Here is a 16,073-nt window from a genome sequence, read left to right as displayed (position 1 = left end):
TTTTTCGGAATGCTTTGGGCATTTCGCAAAAACACGACGATGCGCCATCAGGCGCCTTGACAGCATGATTCACAAAGCGCTTGGCAGTGAATTATGCAATATCACACAGGCTAATACGATAACACAAATCGCGGCGCGCGTCAATACATTTAACGCGGGTCTAACACGTTACAGCGCGTTGCCGGAGCCGACGAGGGCAGACAGGTCAACGTCGTCCTCTTCTTCCTCCTCATCGTCTATATCCCATGAGACGTCCGTCATCTTGCGCTCAAATTTTCTGTACAGCGACAGGCCGCTGCCAGCGGGGACGAGCTTGCCGATGATAACGTTTTCCTTCAGGCCAACGAGGTGGTCGACCTTGCCCTTGATGGCAGCTTCCGTCAAGACCTTTGTCGTCTCCTGGAAGGAGGCTGCCGACAGGAACGACTCCGTTGCCAGCGAGGCCTTCGTGATACCCATGAGGAGGGGCACGCAGCTTGCTTTGCGCAGTTCCGTTTCCCCGGCGTCAAGCCGCGCCTGAATGTCGTGGTTGGCACGTTTGAATTCCAAAATATCGACCGTCGTACCGGCCAGCAGCTCCGTATCGCCGCCTTCCTCGATACGCACCTTACGCATCATCTGACGGACGATGACTTCGATATGCTTGTCGTTAATCTCAACGCCCTGCTGGCGGTAAACCTTCTGAACCTCAGAGATGAGGTACGTCTGCGCGTCATCCTTACCGCGGATGCGCATGACGTCGTGCGGGTTTAACGCACCGTCTGTCAGCATATCACCTTTTTTGACGGTATCGCCCGACTTGACGCGGATACCGGCCGAATACGGGGCTTGATAAACCTTTACTTCGCCGCTCTCGGCGTTTGTGACGGAGATGGCGACGATGGCGTTTTTCCGGGTTTCCTCCACTTCCACCGTACCGGATGTCTCCGACAGGATGGACATTTTTTTCGGTTTGCGCGCCTCGAAGAGTTCTTCAACGCGCGGCAGGCCTTGTGTGATATCGTCTCCGGCGACGCCGCCGGTGTGGAACGTTCGCATGGTGAGCTGTGTGCCGGGCTCACCGATCGACTGCGCGGCGATAACACCGACGGCTTCGCCGATCGAGACGGGGTCACCGGTGGCGAGGTTGATGCCGTAGCATTTGGCGCAGACGCCGCTGGGCGCCTCGCAGTCAAGCACCGTACGGATTTTCACCTCGGCGACGCCGCGCGCGGCCATCACGTCCGCGTCGGCAGTAACGAGCATATTGTCTCTTGAAAACAGAACCTCTCCTGTCGCGGGGTCGAGAACGTCTTCCGCCAGGAAACGACCGTGAATGGCATCGGCAAAGCCTGGCGCGGGGTTGGACGTCTCGTCGGCGACGGCGACGGCAAAGCCATCGTGTGTGGCGCAGTCATGTTCGCGAATAATAACATCCTGTGAAACGTCGACAAGACGGCGCGTGAGGTAACCGGAGTCAGCCGTACGGAGCGCCGTATCGGCAAGGCCTTTACGCGCACCGCGCGAGGAGACGAAGTACTCAAGAACCGTTAAGCCTTCACGGAAGTTCGCTTTAATCGGAATTTCAATTGTTTTACCGGCAGTGTTGGCCATGAGGCCGCGCATTCCGGCCAGCTGGCGGATCTGATTCATCGAGCCGCGCGCGCCGGAGTTTGCCATCATAAAGATGGGGTTATACTCATCCAGCGCGTCCTGCAGCGCGTTTGTGACGTTTTTCGTCGTCGTCTCCCACTCGCGCACCACAAGGCGGTAACGCTCATCATCGGTGATAAAGCCGCGCTTATACTGCTGCTCAATGGCGACAACTTTTTTCTCCGTTTCGCGAATCAGTGTCCGTTTGGCTTCCGGCACCGTCATGTCGGAGATAGAAATCGTAATCGCACCGCGCGTGGAGTACTTAAAGCCGAGCGCTTTAATGTTGTCCAGAAGCTCTGCCGACAGCGTAAAGCCATGCTTGGCGATGCATTTTTTAATAATTTTCTCCAGCTGCTTTTTACCGGTCTGGAAACTGACCTCGTAGTCAAACATGTGCTCGGGGTCGGATCGGTCAACAAAGCCGAGGTCCTGCGGGATCGGTTCGTTGAAGATGATGCGCCCGACCGTCGTTTCAATCGACCGCCTGCGCAGGACACCGTCAATCTTCTTGGAAACGCGAACCAAGACAGGTGCGTGAATGCCGACGTCTCCGTTCTGATATGCCATCAGCGCCTCGTTCGGCGTGGCAAAGTGCTTGCCGGCACCCGGCTCCTTCTCCCGGATAAACGTGAGATAGTACGAGCCGAGAATCATATCCTGCGTTGGGACGGTGACAGGCTGGCCGTCCTTCGGATGCAGAAGGTTGTTGGCTGATAGCATGAGAATGCGGGCCTCGGCCTGCGCTTCCGATGAGAGCGGCACGTGAATGGCCATCTGATCGCCGTCAAAGTCGGCATTATAGGCTGTACAGACAAGCGGATGGAGCTTTAAGGCACGACCTTCGACAAGAATCGGCTCAAAGGCCTGAATGCCAAGGCGATGCAGCGTCGGCGCGCGGTTTAAAAGCACCGGATGCTCGCGGATGACGACCTCGAGGGCATCCCACACTTCGGTTGCGCCCTTGTCGACCATCTTCTTGGCTGATTTAATGTTGTTGGATGCGCCGTCCTCAACAAGTTTTTTCATGACGAACGGGCGGAAGAGCTCGATGGCCATTTCTTTCGGCACGCCACACTGATAAAGCTTCAGCTCAGGGCCGACAACGATAACGGAACGACCGGAGTAATCCACGCGCTTGCCGAGGAGATTCTGACGGAAGCGACCCTGCTTACCCTTGAGCATGTCGGACAGCGATTTAAGAGCGCGGGAATTGGCGCCCGTGACGGCGCGGCCGCGACGGCCGTTATCAATGAGGGCATCGACAGCTTCCTGCAGCATACGCTTTTCGTTGCGGACAATAATGTCCGGCGCGTTTAATTGAATGAGCCTTTTAAGGCGGTTGTTGCGGTTAATTACGCGGCGGTAGAGATCGTTTAAGTCACTTGTCGCAAAGCGGCCGCCGTCGAGCTGGACCATGGGGCGAATTTCAGGCGGAATGACGGGCAGCACGTCAATAATCATCCACGTCGGATCATTGCCGGACTGGCGGAAGGCCTCTACAACCTCAAGCCGTTTGACGAGCTTTGCCTTTTTCTGGCCGGAGGCATCCTTGGCCTCAGCGCGGAGCTGCTCGGAGAATTTTTCACAGTCGATGTCGGCCAAAAGGTCGCGGATGGCTTCAGCGCCCATACCGGCCTTAAAGTCATCTTCATATTTCTCGCGCATTTCGCGGTATTCTTTTTCGGTGAGAATCTGATTTTTATGCAGCGGCGTCATGCCGGGGTCAATGACGATATAGGCGGCAAAATACAACACCTTTTCCAAAATGCGCGGCGTTAAATCAAGCAAAAGACCCATGCGCGACGGGATACCCTTGAAGTACCAGATGTGGGAGACCGGGGCTGCCAGCTCGATATGACCCATGCGCTCGCGGCGGACGTTTGATTTCGTGACCTCGACGCCGCAGCGGTCGCAGATTTTGCCTTTATAGCGGATTTTCTTGTATTTACCGCAGTGGCACTCCCAGTCTTTCGTGGGCCCAAAAATACGTTCGCAGAAGAGGCCGTCTCTTTCCGGCTTGAGTGTTCTATAGTTAATCGTTTCTGGCTTTTTTACCTCGCCGAAAGACCAGCTTCTGATCTTTTCGGGAGATGCCAGGCCGATTTGAATGGCGTCAAACGGTGCACAGCTCATATTTTCTCCTCCTCATCTTCAATGAGATCATAGATTTCGCTGTCATTGAAATCGTCTTCTTCCTCAAAACCGGCGGCGATATCGTCATCCTCTTCCAGGTCAACATCCTCGATGCTGAACCCGCCGGAAATAATCTCGCTTTCGTCGGAATGATACATGCTGCTGTCGCGGATATTGTCCCGGAGGTCATCGTCATCATCGTCGTTTTGCAGCTCGATTTTCTGCCCGTTCTCATCGAGGACGCGCACATCGAGGCAGAGCGACTGGAGTTCTTTGACGAGGACCTTGAAGGACTCCGGTACGCCCGGCTTTGGGATATTATGCCCCTTCACGATCGATTCGTAGGTGCGCACGCGGCCGGTAACGTCGTCGGACTTCACCGTCAGGATCTCCTGCAGCGTGTAGGCCGCACCATAGGCCTCCAGCGCCCAGACTTCCATTTCGCCGAAGCGCTGGCCGCCGAACTGGGCCTTGCCGCCCAGGGGCTGCTGCGTCACAAGGCTGTACGGGCCAGTTGACCGCGCGTGAATCTTATCATCGACAAGATGGTGCAGCTTTAAGAAGTAGACGTAGCCGACGGTGACGGGGTTATCAAACGCATCGCCGGTGCGGCCGTCGTACAGAATGCTTTTGCCATCCGGGCGCAGCCCGGCAAGCTCCAGCGTTTCGCGGATTTCCGCTTCGTTGGCGCCGTTGAAGATCGGCGTGGCCACCTTCCAGCCAAGCGTTTTGGCGGCGTATCCGAGGTGCACCTCAAGAACCTGACCGATGTTCATACGCGACGGAACACCGAGCGGGTTCAAAACAATGTCGAGCGGCGTGCCGTCCGGCAGGTATGGCATATCCTCCTTCGGCAGGATGCGGGAGACGACGCCCTTGTTGCCGTGTCGGCCGGCCATCTTGTCGCCGACGCTGATTTTACGCTTTTGCGCGATATAGCAGCGCACGACCATGTTGACGCCGGGATTGAGATCATCGCCGTTTTCACGGGTGAACACCTTGACGTCGACAACGATGCCGGACTCTCCGTGGGGAACCTTGAGAGACGTGTCGCGCACTTCACGGGCCTTTTCGCCGAAGATGGCGCGTAAGAGCCGTTCCTCTGCCGTCAGGTCCGTTTCACCCTTTGGCGTAACCTTGCCGACGAGAATATCGCCCGCGTGGACTTCGGCGCCGACGCTGATGATGCCGCGCTCATCAAGATAGCGCAGCGAGTCTTCACCGACACCCGGGATATCACGTGTAATCTCCTCGGGGCCGAGCTTCGTATCACGGGCGTCGATTTCATGCTCTTCAATATGGATCGACGTAAAGACGTCATTCATCGACAGGCGCTCGTTAATGAGAATGGCGTCTTCGTAGTTATAGCCTTCCCATGTCATGAAGCCGACTAGGATGTTTTTGCCGAGCGCAATTTCGCCCTCGCTCGTTGACGGGCCATCGGCCAGAACATCGCCGACTTTGACGCGGTCACGGACGGAGACGACAGGGCGCTGGTTGTTGCACGTGCCCTGATTGGAGCGCGAAAATTTCGTCAGTACGTAATCCTTCACGTCGCCGCTGTCATAGCGGACGGTGATGCGTGTGGCGGATACAGCCGTCACAACGCCGTCGCCTTCGGCTAACGCGCAGACGGTGGAGTCGAGCGCGCATTTGTGCTCGATACCGGTCGCGACGATTGGCGCTTCCGTCGTCAGAAGCGGTACAGCCTGGCGCTGCATGTTCGCACCCATGAGGGCGCGGTTGGCGTCGTCATTTTCCAAAAACGGGATCATAGCCGTGGCGATGGAAACCATCATACGCGGTGAAATATCGATGTAATCCACGCGCTCACGGTCGACCTCGACGATTTCGTCACGGTGGCGGCACGTGATACGCTGATTGACGAGGCAGTTGTTCTCATCGAGCGGCTCGGTGGCCTGCGCGACAATAAACTGATCCTCCATGTCGGCCGTGAGGTAGTCGATTTCTTCCGTCACGCGGCACGTTTTTTTATCAACCTTGCGGAACGGCGCGATGATAAAGCCGTATTCATTGACGCGCCCATAGGATGCCAGATAGGAGATGAGGCCGATGTTTGGGCCTTCAGGCGTCTCAATCGGGCACATGCGCCCGTAGTGGCTGTAATGGACGTCTCGCACGTCAAAGCTTGCGCGTTCGCGCGAGAGGCCGCCGGGGCCGAGTGCCGACAGGCGGCGCTTGTGTGTCAGTTCCGCCAGCGGGTTTGTCTGGTCCATGAACTGGGAGAGCGGCGAGGAGCCGAAGAATTCTTTAATGGCCGCCGTCACTGGGCGGATATTAATGAGCGACTGCGGGGTGATGATATCAAGGTCCTGCAGCGTCATGCGCTCACGGATGACGCGCTCCATGCGGGAAAAGCCGACGCGGAACTGGTTTTGCAACAGTTCGCCGACGCTGCGCATGCGCCTGTTGCCGAGATGGTCGATATCATCTGCTTCGCCAACACCGTGTGCCAGGCAGTTAAGATAGTTGACAGACGCGAAAATATCGTCCGGGATGATGTGCTTTGGGATGAGATTATCGATGTTTTCGGCAATTGCGTCACGCAGTTCCTGACCGCTGTATTGCTCGAGCAGCTTCTTCAGAATGATGAAGCGGACACGCTCTTTGATGCCGAGTTCTTCTTCGGGGTTGAAATCGACAAAACCGTTCAGATACACCATGCCGTTTGAAAAAACCTTAACCTCGCGGCTGTCAGCCTGAACAACCGCATCGATAACACCGCGGTTTTCGATTTCGACGGCCCGCTCGCGCGTTAACGTTTCACCCGCTTCGGCGATGATTTCGCCGGTTAAGGGGTCAGCAATCGGCTGCGAGAGCGTCTGGCCGGAAAGCCTGCACCACAGCGCCAGCTTTTTATTGAACTTATAACGCCCAACTGTTGAAATGTCATACCGTCTGGCGTCAAAAAAGAGGTTATTCAGAAGCGTCTCGGCGCTGTCCACCGTCGGGGGGTCGCCGGGGCGCAGGCGCTTGTAAAGCTCGATGAGCGCCTCTTCCCGCGTGCGGCAGGTATCTTTATCGAGCGTGGCGTTGATGCGCTCGTCGTCACCGAAGATGATTTTCATCAGCTCGTTGGACTCGGCACCCGCTTCGCCGCCAGAGACGGACAGCCATGTGTACGGCTGTGCCGTCGGCCGGCCAATGGCACGCAGTAGCCATGTGATCGGCAGTTTTCTGTTTTTATCGACGCGGACGTAAAAGTTATCGGAAGCGTCTGTCTCATACTCCAGCCACGCGCCGCGGTATGGAATCACCGTCGTTGCATAAACTGTAACAGCCGTTTTCGCGTCTGTCTTCTTTTCGTAATAGACGCTTGGAGAGCGAATAATCTGCGAGACGACGACGCGCTCGGCACCGTTAATAATAAACGTGCCGGCCTCTGTCATCAGCGGGAAATCGCCCATGAAAATTTCCTGCTCTTTAATTTCTTCCGTCTCGCGGTTACGAAGCCGGACGCCGACCTTTAAGGGTGCGGCAAACGTTGCGTCACGGGCTTTGCATTCCTCGACGGTGTATTTCGGTTTTTCATTAATGTTATAATCAATGAAGGTAAGCTCCAGATTTCCGGTGTAGTCGGTAATCGCCGCCACATCCCGAAATACCTCACGAAGCCCTGTCTCCAGAAACCACTTATACGAGTCCTTCTGCACCTCCAAAAGGTTTGGCATGTCCTTAACTTCTTCCGACTTGGCAAAACTCTTTCGGATCGTTTTACCGTACGCTACGTCTTTCGGCATTCACGTCACTCCTTAATTTATGTTCACTCAACCGATTCCCGGGGTTGATGCATTGTGCGGCACGCGCGGATGCGTTGTAATTAATTTTAATTATCTGTGTTGATTTTGCGCCGAATTATGATAGAATGTAAAAAAAGTGTTAATGGGATGGTTCGTCCAATTAAGTGCATAGCAATTTATTTTAACTGAATTTACTAATAATGTCAAGGTGTTTTTGTGGGAAACAGATGTTTTCCGCTTTTTTTATTTGCCAAGCGACAGGAGGCAGGAGCGCAGCATGACAAATCCCATTGAAGTCAGCGATTTAAAAAAGAGTTTTCACGTCGGCGGCAAAGAGATCCGGGCGGTGCAAGGCGTCTTCCTGACTGTGCGCGACCAGGAAATTTTCGGTTTTCTGGGGCCGAACGGCGCTGGAAAGTCCACAACGCTTCGGATGCTTACAACGCTGCTCCCAATTGACGGCGGCAGCGCGCGCGTGTGCGGCTTTGACTTGAAAACACAGCAGAACAACGTGCGCCAGTCGATCGGTTACGTCAGCCAGTCGGGCGGGGCTGACCTGCCAGCCACCGGGCGGGAAAATTTGATTTTAGCGGCAAGGCTTTACGGCATGCGCCGCAGCGCGGCAAGCGCGCGAGCCGATGAGCTTTTGTCGCTTTTTGATTTGACGGCCCTTTCCGGCCGCATTGTCCGAACGTATTCCGGCGGTCAGCGGCGGCGGCTGGAGGTCGCTTTAGCAATGGTTAACAAACCGTCGGTGCTTTTTCTCGACGAACCGACGACCGGGCTTGACCTGCAAAACAGAGCCAATCTGTGGGACCAGATCCGCCTTTTGCGCGAGCATGGGACAACAGTATTTTTGACGACGCATTATCTGGAAGAGGCTGACGCACTATGCGACCGCCTGTGCATCATCGATGATGGGCGCATCGTCGCCGAGGGGACGCCACAGGACCTCAAGCGCTCCATATCAGGCGATGTTGTCCGGCTGAAGCTCAATGATGGTAAACGGGTTGATTTATCGCTTTTCAGGGCGCTCCCCCACGTGAAGGACTTGCGAAGCGAGGGTGACGTTATTACCCTGTATACCGACGCAGGCCCAGCCCTGATGCAGGCGCTTTTCCCAGTGCTGGAGAAAATTAACCGCACGGCCGAGAGCATCTCCCTCACACAGGCGTCTCTTGACGATGTCTTTCTAAAAAAAACAGGCCGCTGCCTGCGCGACGCCGAAACGGAGGTGCCCTGTGAAACACATGACTGAAATCGGGCTGCTGTTTCGCCGGAAACTCTTGGAGCTGCTGCGTGAGCCGGTCTGGATCGTGTCGGAGTTTTCGATGCCCGTGCTTTACCTCGCGCTGTTTGCACCATTGCTCAAGGGCTTGCAGTCTTCGGCGCTTGGCGGGAACGTTCTGAACACGTTTGTGCCGGGTCTTTTGACGCTTTTTGCCTTTTCCTCCGGCATCGGCGAGGCGTGGACGATTGTCAACGAATTGCAGACGGGCGTGACGGAGCGTTTTCGCGTCAGCCCCGCCAGCCGCTTTTCCCTACTGATGGGTAGCGTCTTACGCGACACGCTTATTTTCCTTGCCTCGGCGCTGCTGCTCATCTCCATCTCCTGCCTCTTCGGCTTTACGGCAAGCCTTCCCGGGCTTGTTATCCTGCTGCTTTTACTATGCCTTTTGACGGCGACAATCTCCGCGACAGCTGTGAGCATCGGCCTTTTGTTGAAAACATCCGGCAGTGTCGCCGCGCTGATTACAACGCTGCAGCTGCCGATTACCTTGTTATCCGGCGTTCTTCTGCCGATCACCATCGGCCCGATGTGGCTGCAGGTGATTGCGCACTTTAATCCGTTGTTTTACCTTGTTGAAGCCTCACGCGTGCTGACGGCCGGTTCCATTCTGAATGTGACCGTTCTGGAGGCTGCCGCCATTATGGTGCCGCTGACGGCTTTCGTGCTCTGGTGGGCCACACGCGTCTACCGAAAAGTTGTGGCGTAGCTTTTTAATAACATTACGCAAAGGTGCCCTTCCAGTTTTGGAAGGGCGCCTTTTGTTTCAGCCGATTCTGTCGTCCGCCATACCTAAAATTATTTTATAATTATTTTCACAATATACATTGACAGGCGATGTATGTTGTGTTATGTTGTAGCTACAATTTTGGAATACACCGCATCGGAGGGATACTATGTCCATAGCGTCGGATCTCATACGCGGTCACACCGACACCATTATTCTCGCCCGGCTGATGGGCGGTGACAACTACGGCTATGAGATCAACAAAGCGATCCAGCAGAAAACGGGCGGCCGGTATGAGCTGAAGGAAGCCACACTCTATTCCGCTTTCCGCCGTCTTGAGCAGGAGGGCTGTATCGAGTCCTACTGGGGCGATGAGACGACGGGCGCGCGCCGCCGCTATTACCGCATCACCGAGATCGGCAAAGAGACCTTTAAAAGTCTATTAAAAGACTGGAAAACGGCAAAAGAACTGATCGACAACTTAATTGAGTGGGAGGACAAATAAATATGGAAGACAAAATTCGCCGATACATTGACGGTCTGTTCCAGAACACCGCCCCGACGCGCAAGGCCGTTGAACTCAAAGAAGAAATGATTCAAAACCTCACGGAGAAATACAACGACCTGCTCTCAGAGGGCAAGACGCCGGAGGCCGCCTATAACATCGCTATTGCGGGCATCGGCGACATCAGCGGTCTCATGAAGGACCTGGAGCGGGATACCGTTAACCCGGAGGATCAAAACGCACAGCGCCAAAAGACGGCGATGTTCACGGCAATTGCCGTGATGCTATACATCCTTAGCGTCGTCCCGCTCATTGTCCTGAGCGTTGTCGCTCCGTCACTCTATCTGATTGGTCTCGTCGTCATGTTCCTTCTGATTGCCGGCGCGACAGGGCTTCTAGTTTTCAGCCACATGTCGAAACCGAAGTATATCAAAGAAGAAGATACCGTAGTTGAAGAATTCCGGCAGTGGCAGTCTGACACACGAGATAAAAAGGCCCTGCGTGACGCCGTCTCCGGCGCCGTCTGGTCTCTCATTGTCGCGCTGTACTTTATCATCAGCTTTTTAACAGGCGCGTGGTACATCACCTGGGTCATTTTCATTATCGGTGGGGCCGTGCAATCGCTTCTCAATGTCGGCTTCATGATGAAAAAATGAGGTGATGACTGTGAATAGAAGAAAAATTATTACGATCATCTGCTGGCTCATAACGGCCGCCGTTTTAACAGGGCTTGCCATTTGGTTTGTCACAGGTAATCTGTTCGGCATCGGCACCGGTTTCAAGTTTGATTTTTCGATCGGCGGGATTGAGGAATTGTCCGGCCCCTACAGCGAGGCGGGGACGTATACCGTCCCAACGGGCGGCGTCGACAGCCTCAATGTGAGCTGGACGGCCGGTGTTGTCGTCATAAAACCCTATGACGGCACCGACATTAAGCTAACGGAGTATGCCAAACGCGCCATCAAAGACAGCGAAAAGCTCACCTACACCATCAACGGAACGACACTCGAAGTCCAGTATAACGCCCCAGGCCCTGTCGTCAACCTGCCAACAAAGAAGCTGGAGCTCTTCGTCCCGTCGTCCCTGGCAGATAAAATCAATTACCTGACCGTCAGCGCCACGTCCGCAGAGCTCGAGATGGAGAGCCTGACCGCTGCGACACTCAAGATAACAGAGACCTCCGGCAACACCGTCGTCCACGACCTCAATGCCGGATCAGCAGAGATCCGGTCCGTCTCGGGTGAAATCGCCGTGACAAGCATGACAACTTCTGCCCTCACGCTCAACACTGTCTCCGGCGATATGCGCCTCGACTCCGTTACAGCCGGCGCCCTCAGCGCTACGACAACCTCGGGCAACGGGCAGCTTTCCGGCAGTTTCCAGTCTGTTGAAACACACAGCGTCTCCGGCGATATGACTGTGTTCAGCAGCGTCAATCCCGCCACCGTGTCCTGCGCGTCCACCTCCGGCGAGATCACCGTGAAAATACCCGCAGGGGCCGACCTCACCGTTTCCTACGACAGTACGTCCGGCGATTTTTCCAGCGATATCCCTGTCAGGACGTCTGACAACGCGCCGTACACCTTTAAAACCGTCAGCGGCGACATTCGCCTGAAGGCGGCGTAAGAGCAACAGCTTCTTAAACTGAAAAAGATTCTTCGCCATATGGCTCAGAATGACACGTCATTCTGAGGGGCTGCCGCCCCGAAGAATCTTTTTATTTTATTGGGCAGATAAGCGATATGCCCCGCCGGTCATCGAATCAGTTTTTCAGCGTTTCCGCCCAGATGGCGTATTTGGCGATTTTTTCGCTACAATCTTCCCTGTCTTTGCCGGTGGCCATCACGTAAACCTTAACCTTCGGCTCTGTGCCGGACGGCCGGATGAGAATGACGGTACCGTCCGCCGTCTCGAAGCGGAGCACATTAGACCCCTTGAGCGCCATCGGCGTTTTTTTACCGGTTTTCAAATCTAACGAGACGCCTGTGTCGTAATCCTTGACGGCAGAAACGGGTATGCCTGCTATGGCCGACGGCGGCGATTGACGCAGGCGCGCCATGAGCGATTGCATTGCGGCGAGGCCCTCCATACCGGGCATCATGAGATTCAGTGTTTTTTCGCTGTAATAGCCATATTGGCGGTACAGCGCCCCAAGCGCGTCATAAAGCGTCATATTTTGCCCGGCGTACCATGCCGCCATTTCAGTCAAAAGGAGCGAGGCTGTGACGGCGTCCTTATCGCGCACAAAATCGCCGATCATATAGCCGTAAGACTCCTCATAAGAGAAAATAACGTGCCCTGCGCCGGTCGCTTCCAGCTCGTTTTTGCGCTCGGCCATAAATTTAAAGCCGGTAAACGTGTCAAAGCACTCAACGCCGTTTGATTGACAGACGCGCCGCGCCATCTCGGTCGTCACGATCGTCTTGAGCACAACGGGCTTACTCGGCATCGTGCCCGCTCGCTTCTTAGCCCCGATCAGGTAATCGAGCAGTAAAACGCCTGTTTGATTGCCTGAAATCGTCACGAAATCTCCATGGTCGTCCCGCACCATAATGCCGACGCGGTCGGCGTCCGGGTCCGTGCCGAGGATGAAGTCTGCCCCGTTGTCCTTGGCAAGCGCCACAGCCAGATGAAAGCCCTCGGCGTTTTCGGGATTGGGCGACTGCACCGTCGGAAAATTACCGTCCGGCTCCATCTGCTCCGGGACGCAGATGAGGTTTTTGATGCCGAGACGCCGGAGCGCTTCCGGTACGAGGCGGTATCCTGTCCCGTGAAACGGCGTGTAGACCATTTTAAACGTGTCGGCAACTTTTTTTACGGCGTCAGGGTCGTTTGCCTGCGCCATCACGTTTTTCAAAAAAAGCTCGTCCGTCTCGTCACCCATGACGGTGATCAGGCCTTGAGATACAGCTTCATCGTAATCCATCGTTTTAACCGACGCAAAAACATCCAACGCCGCCATTTTTGCGGCGATGGCGTCGGCGTGGTGCGGCGGCAGCTGGGCGCCGTCAGCCCAATAGACCTTATAGCCGTTGTATTCCTTAGGGTTATGGCTGGCGGTGACGTTGATGCCCGCCGTCAGGCCGTAGTGGCGGACAGCAAAGGAGAGCTCCGGCGTCGGGCGCAGTGACTCAAAAATTTTAACCGGAATACCGTTTGCCACCATGACGCAGGCGGCCTCCACGGCATAAGTGCGGCTGTTGTTGCGGCAGTCATAGCAGACGGCAACGCCGCCATTTTCTGATTGGCCGCCTTCTTCTAAAATCACTTCCGCAAAGGCCTGTGTGGCGTGGCGGATGACATATCGGTTCATGCGGTACAGCCCGATGCCCATCACGCCGCGGAGCCCGGCCGTACCGAACGACAGCTGGCTGAAAAAACGGCTTTCAATCTCCTTATCTATGCCCGAATAGCCGCGAAGCTCCGTGCGCTCGGCATCTGTCAGCGCCGGGCTATGAAGCCATTTCACATACTCGTCCAAATACCCCATTTTACGCATCCTTGTCGTTATCGTTTTTATCCGTCACGTCGTTTTCATCAACGACGTCGGCGCTTAAAATGTTCTGTGCGTCTTCCAACAGCGTTTCGGGCACAAAAATATCGACGCCGCCTGCGGCGTGGCCGATGATCAGCTTACCGAACTCGCCGTTGTTGGGGTATTGGCAGATGGCCGGTATGCCATACGCCTCCAAAAGACTGAGCGTCACTTCTGTATCCACAGGGCTGCCGCCGGCATGCATCAAAAACGCCGGGGCAATCATTTCCCCCTTGTCATCCTTCGGCCAGATATCCGTTATTTTTTTCTTTTTGCCAAACCCCAATAAATCCATAAAAACCTCCGATGATTCAGACACATAAGTCAATTGCGCCATTAGGCCTGCGCGGCGAGTAAGTTCTCAAGCTGCTTCATGACGCGCGACCAGTGCTCGGCGGCATGGGCGCGTGCCTCGGCGCTGTCGAGTTTCTCTTGATGAAAGCTGACGGTTGCTTTACCGTTCTCCTTGGCGATGACACGAAGCTGAATGGTTGACGCCGCTTCCGCGTCAGCCGTTTTATACGCCAAGCGCACGTGCGAGCCCGGCCTGACAACGCGGAACTCGCCCGTTGCCCCGTTCTCGAGCCGATACGTCTTCCCTTCTTCAATTGTCAAGTCCGACGCGCGCCCCAGCCAGAGGGCAACAGCGTCGGCGGACATGAGAAGTGCCCAAACAGCAACGCTGTCCACAGGGAAGGTTTTCCGCAAACCAATTTCATAACCGGCTGCTTTTGTTTTACCCGTCATTTTTGACCTCCATCTCAAGGCACATTATTATTGCCGCACTCAGTTGAGCCGGTGGACAATTTCAAAGGCGTTACCGCATGGGTCTTCAAAAAACACGGCGTAATATGTCGGGCTGATGGGAAAGAGCTTCGGGCCTTCTTTAATTTTTCCGCCGGCTTCGTCCACAATCCCTGCAAGCCGGTCAACTTCGTCCTGACTTTTCGCCCAAAATCCGATTAAATTACTGTTCGGTTTATGAGAAGGATCCTCCGTTAATGCGATATAAGCCGCTTGAGGCAGCTCGCCGTCGGCCGCGAACACACGCCAAAGAGGCGAGTCAAAGCGACGTGTGAAACCAAGTTGTGGAAGGAGTGCTTCATAAAACGGCAGTGCTTTTTCAAAGCTGTCAAGCCTTAAATCAACATGACTGAACGGATTCATTATATTCCCTCCAAAATAATTTTAATGTCAGTTTTATGACCTATTTGTGGTACGCACCGCCCTCGAGGATTTTAAAGCCGCGGTAGAGCTGCTCGAGCAGCATGACGCGCGCAAGATGATGCGGAAATGTCATACGCGACATGGAAAGTTTAATATCCGCACGCGCTTTGACCGATGCATGCAGGCCGTTTGAGCCGCCGATCACAAAACACAGGCGCGAAACGCCGCTGCTTGCGTATTTGTCCAAAAGCCGGGCAACGTCCCCGCTGTCCTGCTCTGCGCCCTCGATGCACAGCGCCACGACAGCGGCACCCTTCCACAGCTTTGACAGGATACCCTCGGCTTCCGCGCGCAGCGCCGCTTCAACCTCTGCTTCGGACGGCCTGTCGGGCAGGCGCGCCTCTAAAAGCGCCACCGTCTCAAGGCGACAGTAAGCAGACAGGCGCTTTTCGTATTCGCTGACAGCGTCAATATAAAACTTTTCCTTAAGTTTTCCGACGCAGATGAGCCTGATGTGAATCATTTTTGTCTCCGGCTATACTATGTAAATCCTGCCCGGCTGGTCGGCTGGGGCCGCCTCCAGCAGCACGTCTCCGCCGACGGACGCACCGGCCGCCATAAGGGCTGTGCCGACCGTCTCAAGGGCCAGATGCGGGGTGTTGTTTTCGCGGCTCAAGTGTGCCAGAATCAGCTTTCTCGTGCCCGATTTAGCAAGCCTCTGGGCAAAAAGCCCGCTGTCGGCATTGGAGAGATGGCCGCGCTCGGACAAAATGCGCCGTTTCAAATACGGCGGATACGCGCCGTTTTTAAGCATGTTAACATCGTGGTTGGCTTCGATAACGGCAACGTCGGCACCGAGCACCGCGTTTAATATCGGCTGTGTCACACAGCCGATGTCTGTGACGAACGCCAGCGTTGAGCGGCCGGAGTCAATCCGGTAGCCGACGCTTTCCGGCGTGTCGTGCGGGGTGACAAAACTTGTTACGAGCAGGTCGCCCAGCGAAAACTCTGTCCCGGCGATAAATGGCACAAGGCAGCTTGATGCGCCGGGGACAATTTCACAAAGCGCCTGTGCCACGCCGTTTGACGCATAAAACCGCGTTTGATGGTGTTTGACAAGCATCCCCAGGCCGCTGATATGGTCGGCATGCTCATGCGTCAGCAAAACGCCCGACAAGTCGCCGGGCGTCAGTCCGAGTTGCTTGAGTGCTGCGGTGATGCGCCGCAGCGATATGCCAATGTCGATAAGCACATGCACCCCGCCGTGTGAGACAAGCGTGCAGTTACCGGACGACGAGCTGGCCAGTGTGCAGACCGTCAAG

Annotated in this window: 13 protein-coding genes; 5 read left to right on the top strand and 8 right to left on the bottom strand. The window is 55.3% G+C overall.

Annotated elements, in window-relative coordinates:
- Positions 1 to 168: 168 nt before the first annotated feature.
- Both rpoC and IZU99_04145 read right to left on the bottom strand, forming a co-directional pair.
- Entirely contained in the window at positions 169 to 3,768 is a 3,600-nt protein-coding gene (rpoC, locus tag IZU99_04150; GenBank protein ID UOO38452.1) for a DNA-directed RNA polymerase subunit beta', read from the bottom strand.
- Positions 3,765 to 7,529 carry a DNA-directed RNA polymerase subunit beta gene (locus tag IZU99_04145; GenBank protein ID UOO38451.1) on the bottom strand — a complete coding sequence of 1,255 codons (3,765 nt, stop codon included), beginning with the start codon at positions 7,527 to 7,529 and terminating at the stop codon, positions 3,765 to 3,767. The genes rpoC and IZU99_04145 overlap by 4 nt, the downstream gene beginning before the upstream one ends.
- Positions 7,530 to 7,806: 277 nt before the next feature.
- Here IZU99_04145 and IZU99_04140 point away from each other — a divergent pair, with 277 nt between their 5' ends.
- The 5 genes from IZU99_04140 (at position 7,807) to IZU99_04120 (ending at position 11,675) form a co-directional block, all read left to right on the top strand.
- Complete coding sequence (locus IZU99_04140; protein ID UOO38450.1) at positions 7,807 to 8,787, top strand: ATP-binding cassette domain-containing protein; 981 nt, start codon at positions 7,807 to 7,809, stop codon at positions 8,785 to 8,787.
- Positions 8,771 to 9,526, top strand: a complete 756-nt coding sequence (locus tag IZU99_04135) for an ABC transporter permease (GenBank protein ID UOO38449.1) — start codon at positions 8,771 to 8,773, stop codon at positions 9,524 to 9,526. The genes IZU99_04140 and IZU99_04135 overlap by 17 nt, the downstream gene beginning before the upstream one ends.
- 187 nt (positions 9,527 to 9,713) lie before the next feature.
- The gene (locus IZU99_04130) at positions 9,714 to 10,049 is read left to right on the top strand and encodes a helix-turn-helix transcriptional regulator (protein ID UOO38448.1); all 336 of its coding nucleotides are present in this window, start codon (positions 9,714 to 9,716) and stop codon (positions 10,047 to 10,049) included.
- A gap of 2 nt (positions 10,050 to 10,051) precedes the next feature.
- Positions 10,052 to 10,705 (top strand): hypothetical protein, encoded by a 654-nt coding sequence (locus IZU99_04125; GenBank protein ID UOO38447.1) that lies wholly within the window; start codon positions 10,052 to 10,054, stop codon positions 10,703 to 10,705.
- Between the two features lie 10 nt (positions 10,706 to 10,715).
- Entirely contained in the window at positions 10,716 to 11,675 is a 960-nt protein-coding gene (locus IZU99_04120) for a DUF4097 family beta strand repeat protein (GenBank protein UOO38446.1), read from the top strand.
- A gap of 136 nt (positions 11,676 to 11,811) precedes the next feature.
- On the opposite strand, the gene IZU99_04115 is transcribed toward IZU99_04120, so the two are convergent.
- From IZU99_04115 to IZU99_04090, 6 genes are read right to left on the bottom strand one after another with little or no spacing between them, the layout of a single operon-like run.
- A complete protein-coding gene (locus tag IZU99_04115) occupies positions 11,812 to 13,539 on the bottom strand; it encodes a phospho-sugar mutase (GenBank protein ID UOO38445.1) in 1,728 nt (575 codons plus the stop codon).
- A gap of 1 nt (position 13,540) precedes the next feature.
- Positions 13,541 to 13,879 carry a hypothetical protein gene (locus tag IZU99_04110; GenBank protein ID UOO38444.1) on the bottom strand — a complete coding sequence of 113 codons (339 nt, stop codon included), beginning with the start codon at positions 13,877 to 13,879 and terminating at the stop codon, positions 13,541 to 13,543.
- 41 nt (positions 13,880 to 13,920) lie between these two features.
- Positions 13,921 to 14,331: an SRPBCC domain-containing protein gene (locus tag IZU99_04105; GenBank protein UOO38443.1), complete on the bottom strand. Its 411-nt coding sequence runs from the start codon at positions 14,329 to 14,331 to the stop codon at positions 13,921 to 13,923.
- A gap of 39 nt (positions 14,332 to 14,370) precedes the next feature.
- On the bottom strand, positions 14,371 to 14,751 hold the full coding sequence (locus tag IZU99_04100; GenBank protein UOO38442.1) for a VOC family protein: 381 nt from the start codon (positions 14,749 to 14,751) through the stop codon (positions 14,371 to 14,373).
- A 40-nt stretch (positions 14,752 to 14,791) separates the two neighbouring features.
- A complete protein-coding gene (gene rlmH, locus IZU99_04095; GenBank protein ID UOO38441.1) occupies positions 14,792 to 15,274 on the bottom strand; it encodes a 23S rRNA (pseudouridine(1915)-N(3))-methyltransferase RlmH in 483 nt (160 codons plus the stop codon).
- Between the two features lie 12 nt (positions 15,275 to 15,286).
- Entirely contained in the window at positions 15,287 to 16,072 is a 786-nt protein-coding gene (locus tag IZU99_04090) for an MBL fold metallo-hydrolase (protein UOO38440.1), read from the bottom strand.
- Position 16,073: the final 1 nt, after the last annotated feature.

This window comes from Oscillospiraceae bacterium CM (genome assembly GCA_022870705.1).
Classification (GTDB): domain Bacteria; phylum Bacillota; class Clostridia; order Oscillospirales; family Oscillospiraceae; genus Sporobacter.
This window is presented reverse-complemented; position numbering and strand designations above follow the sequence as displayed.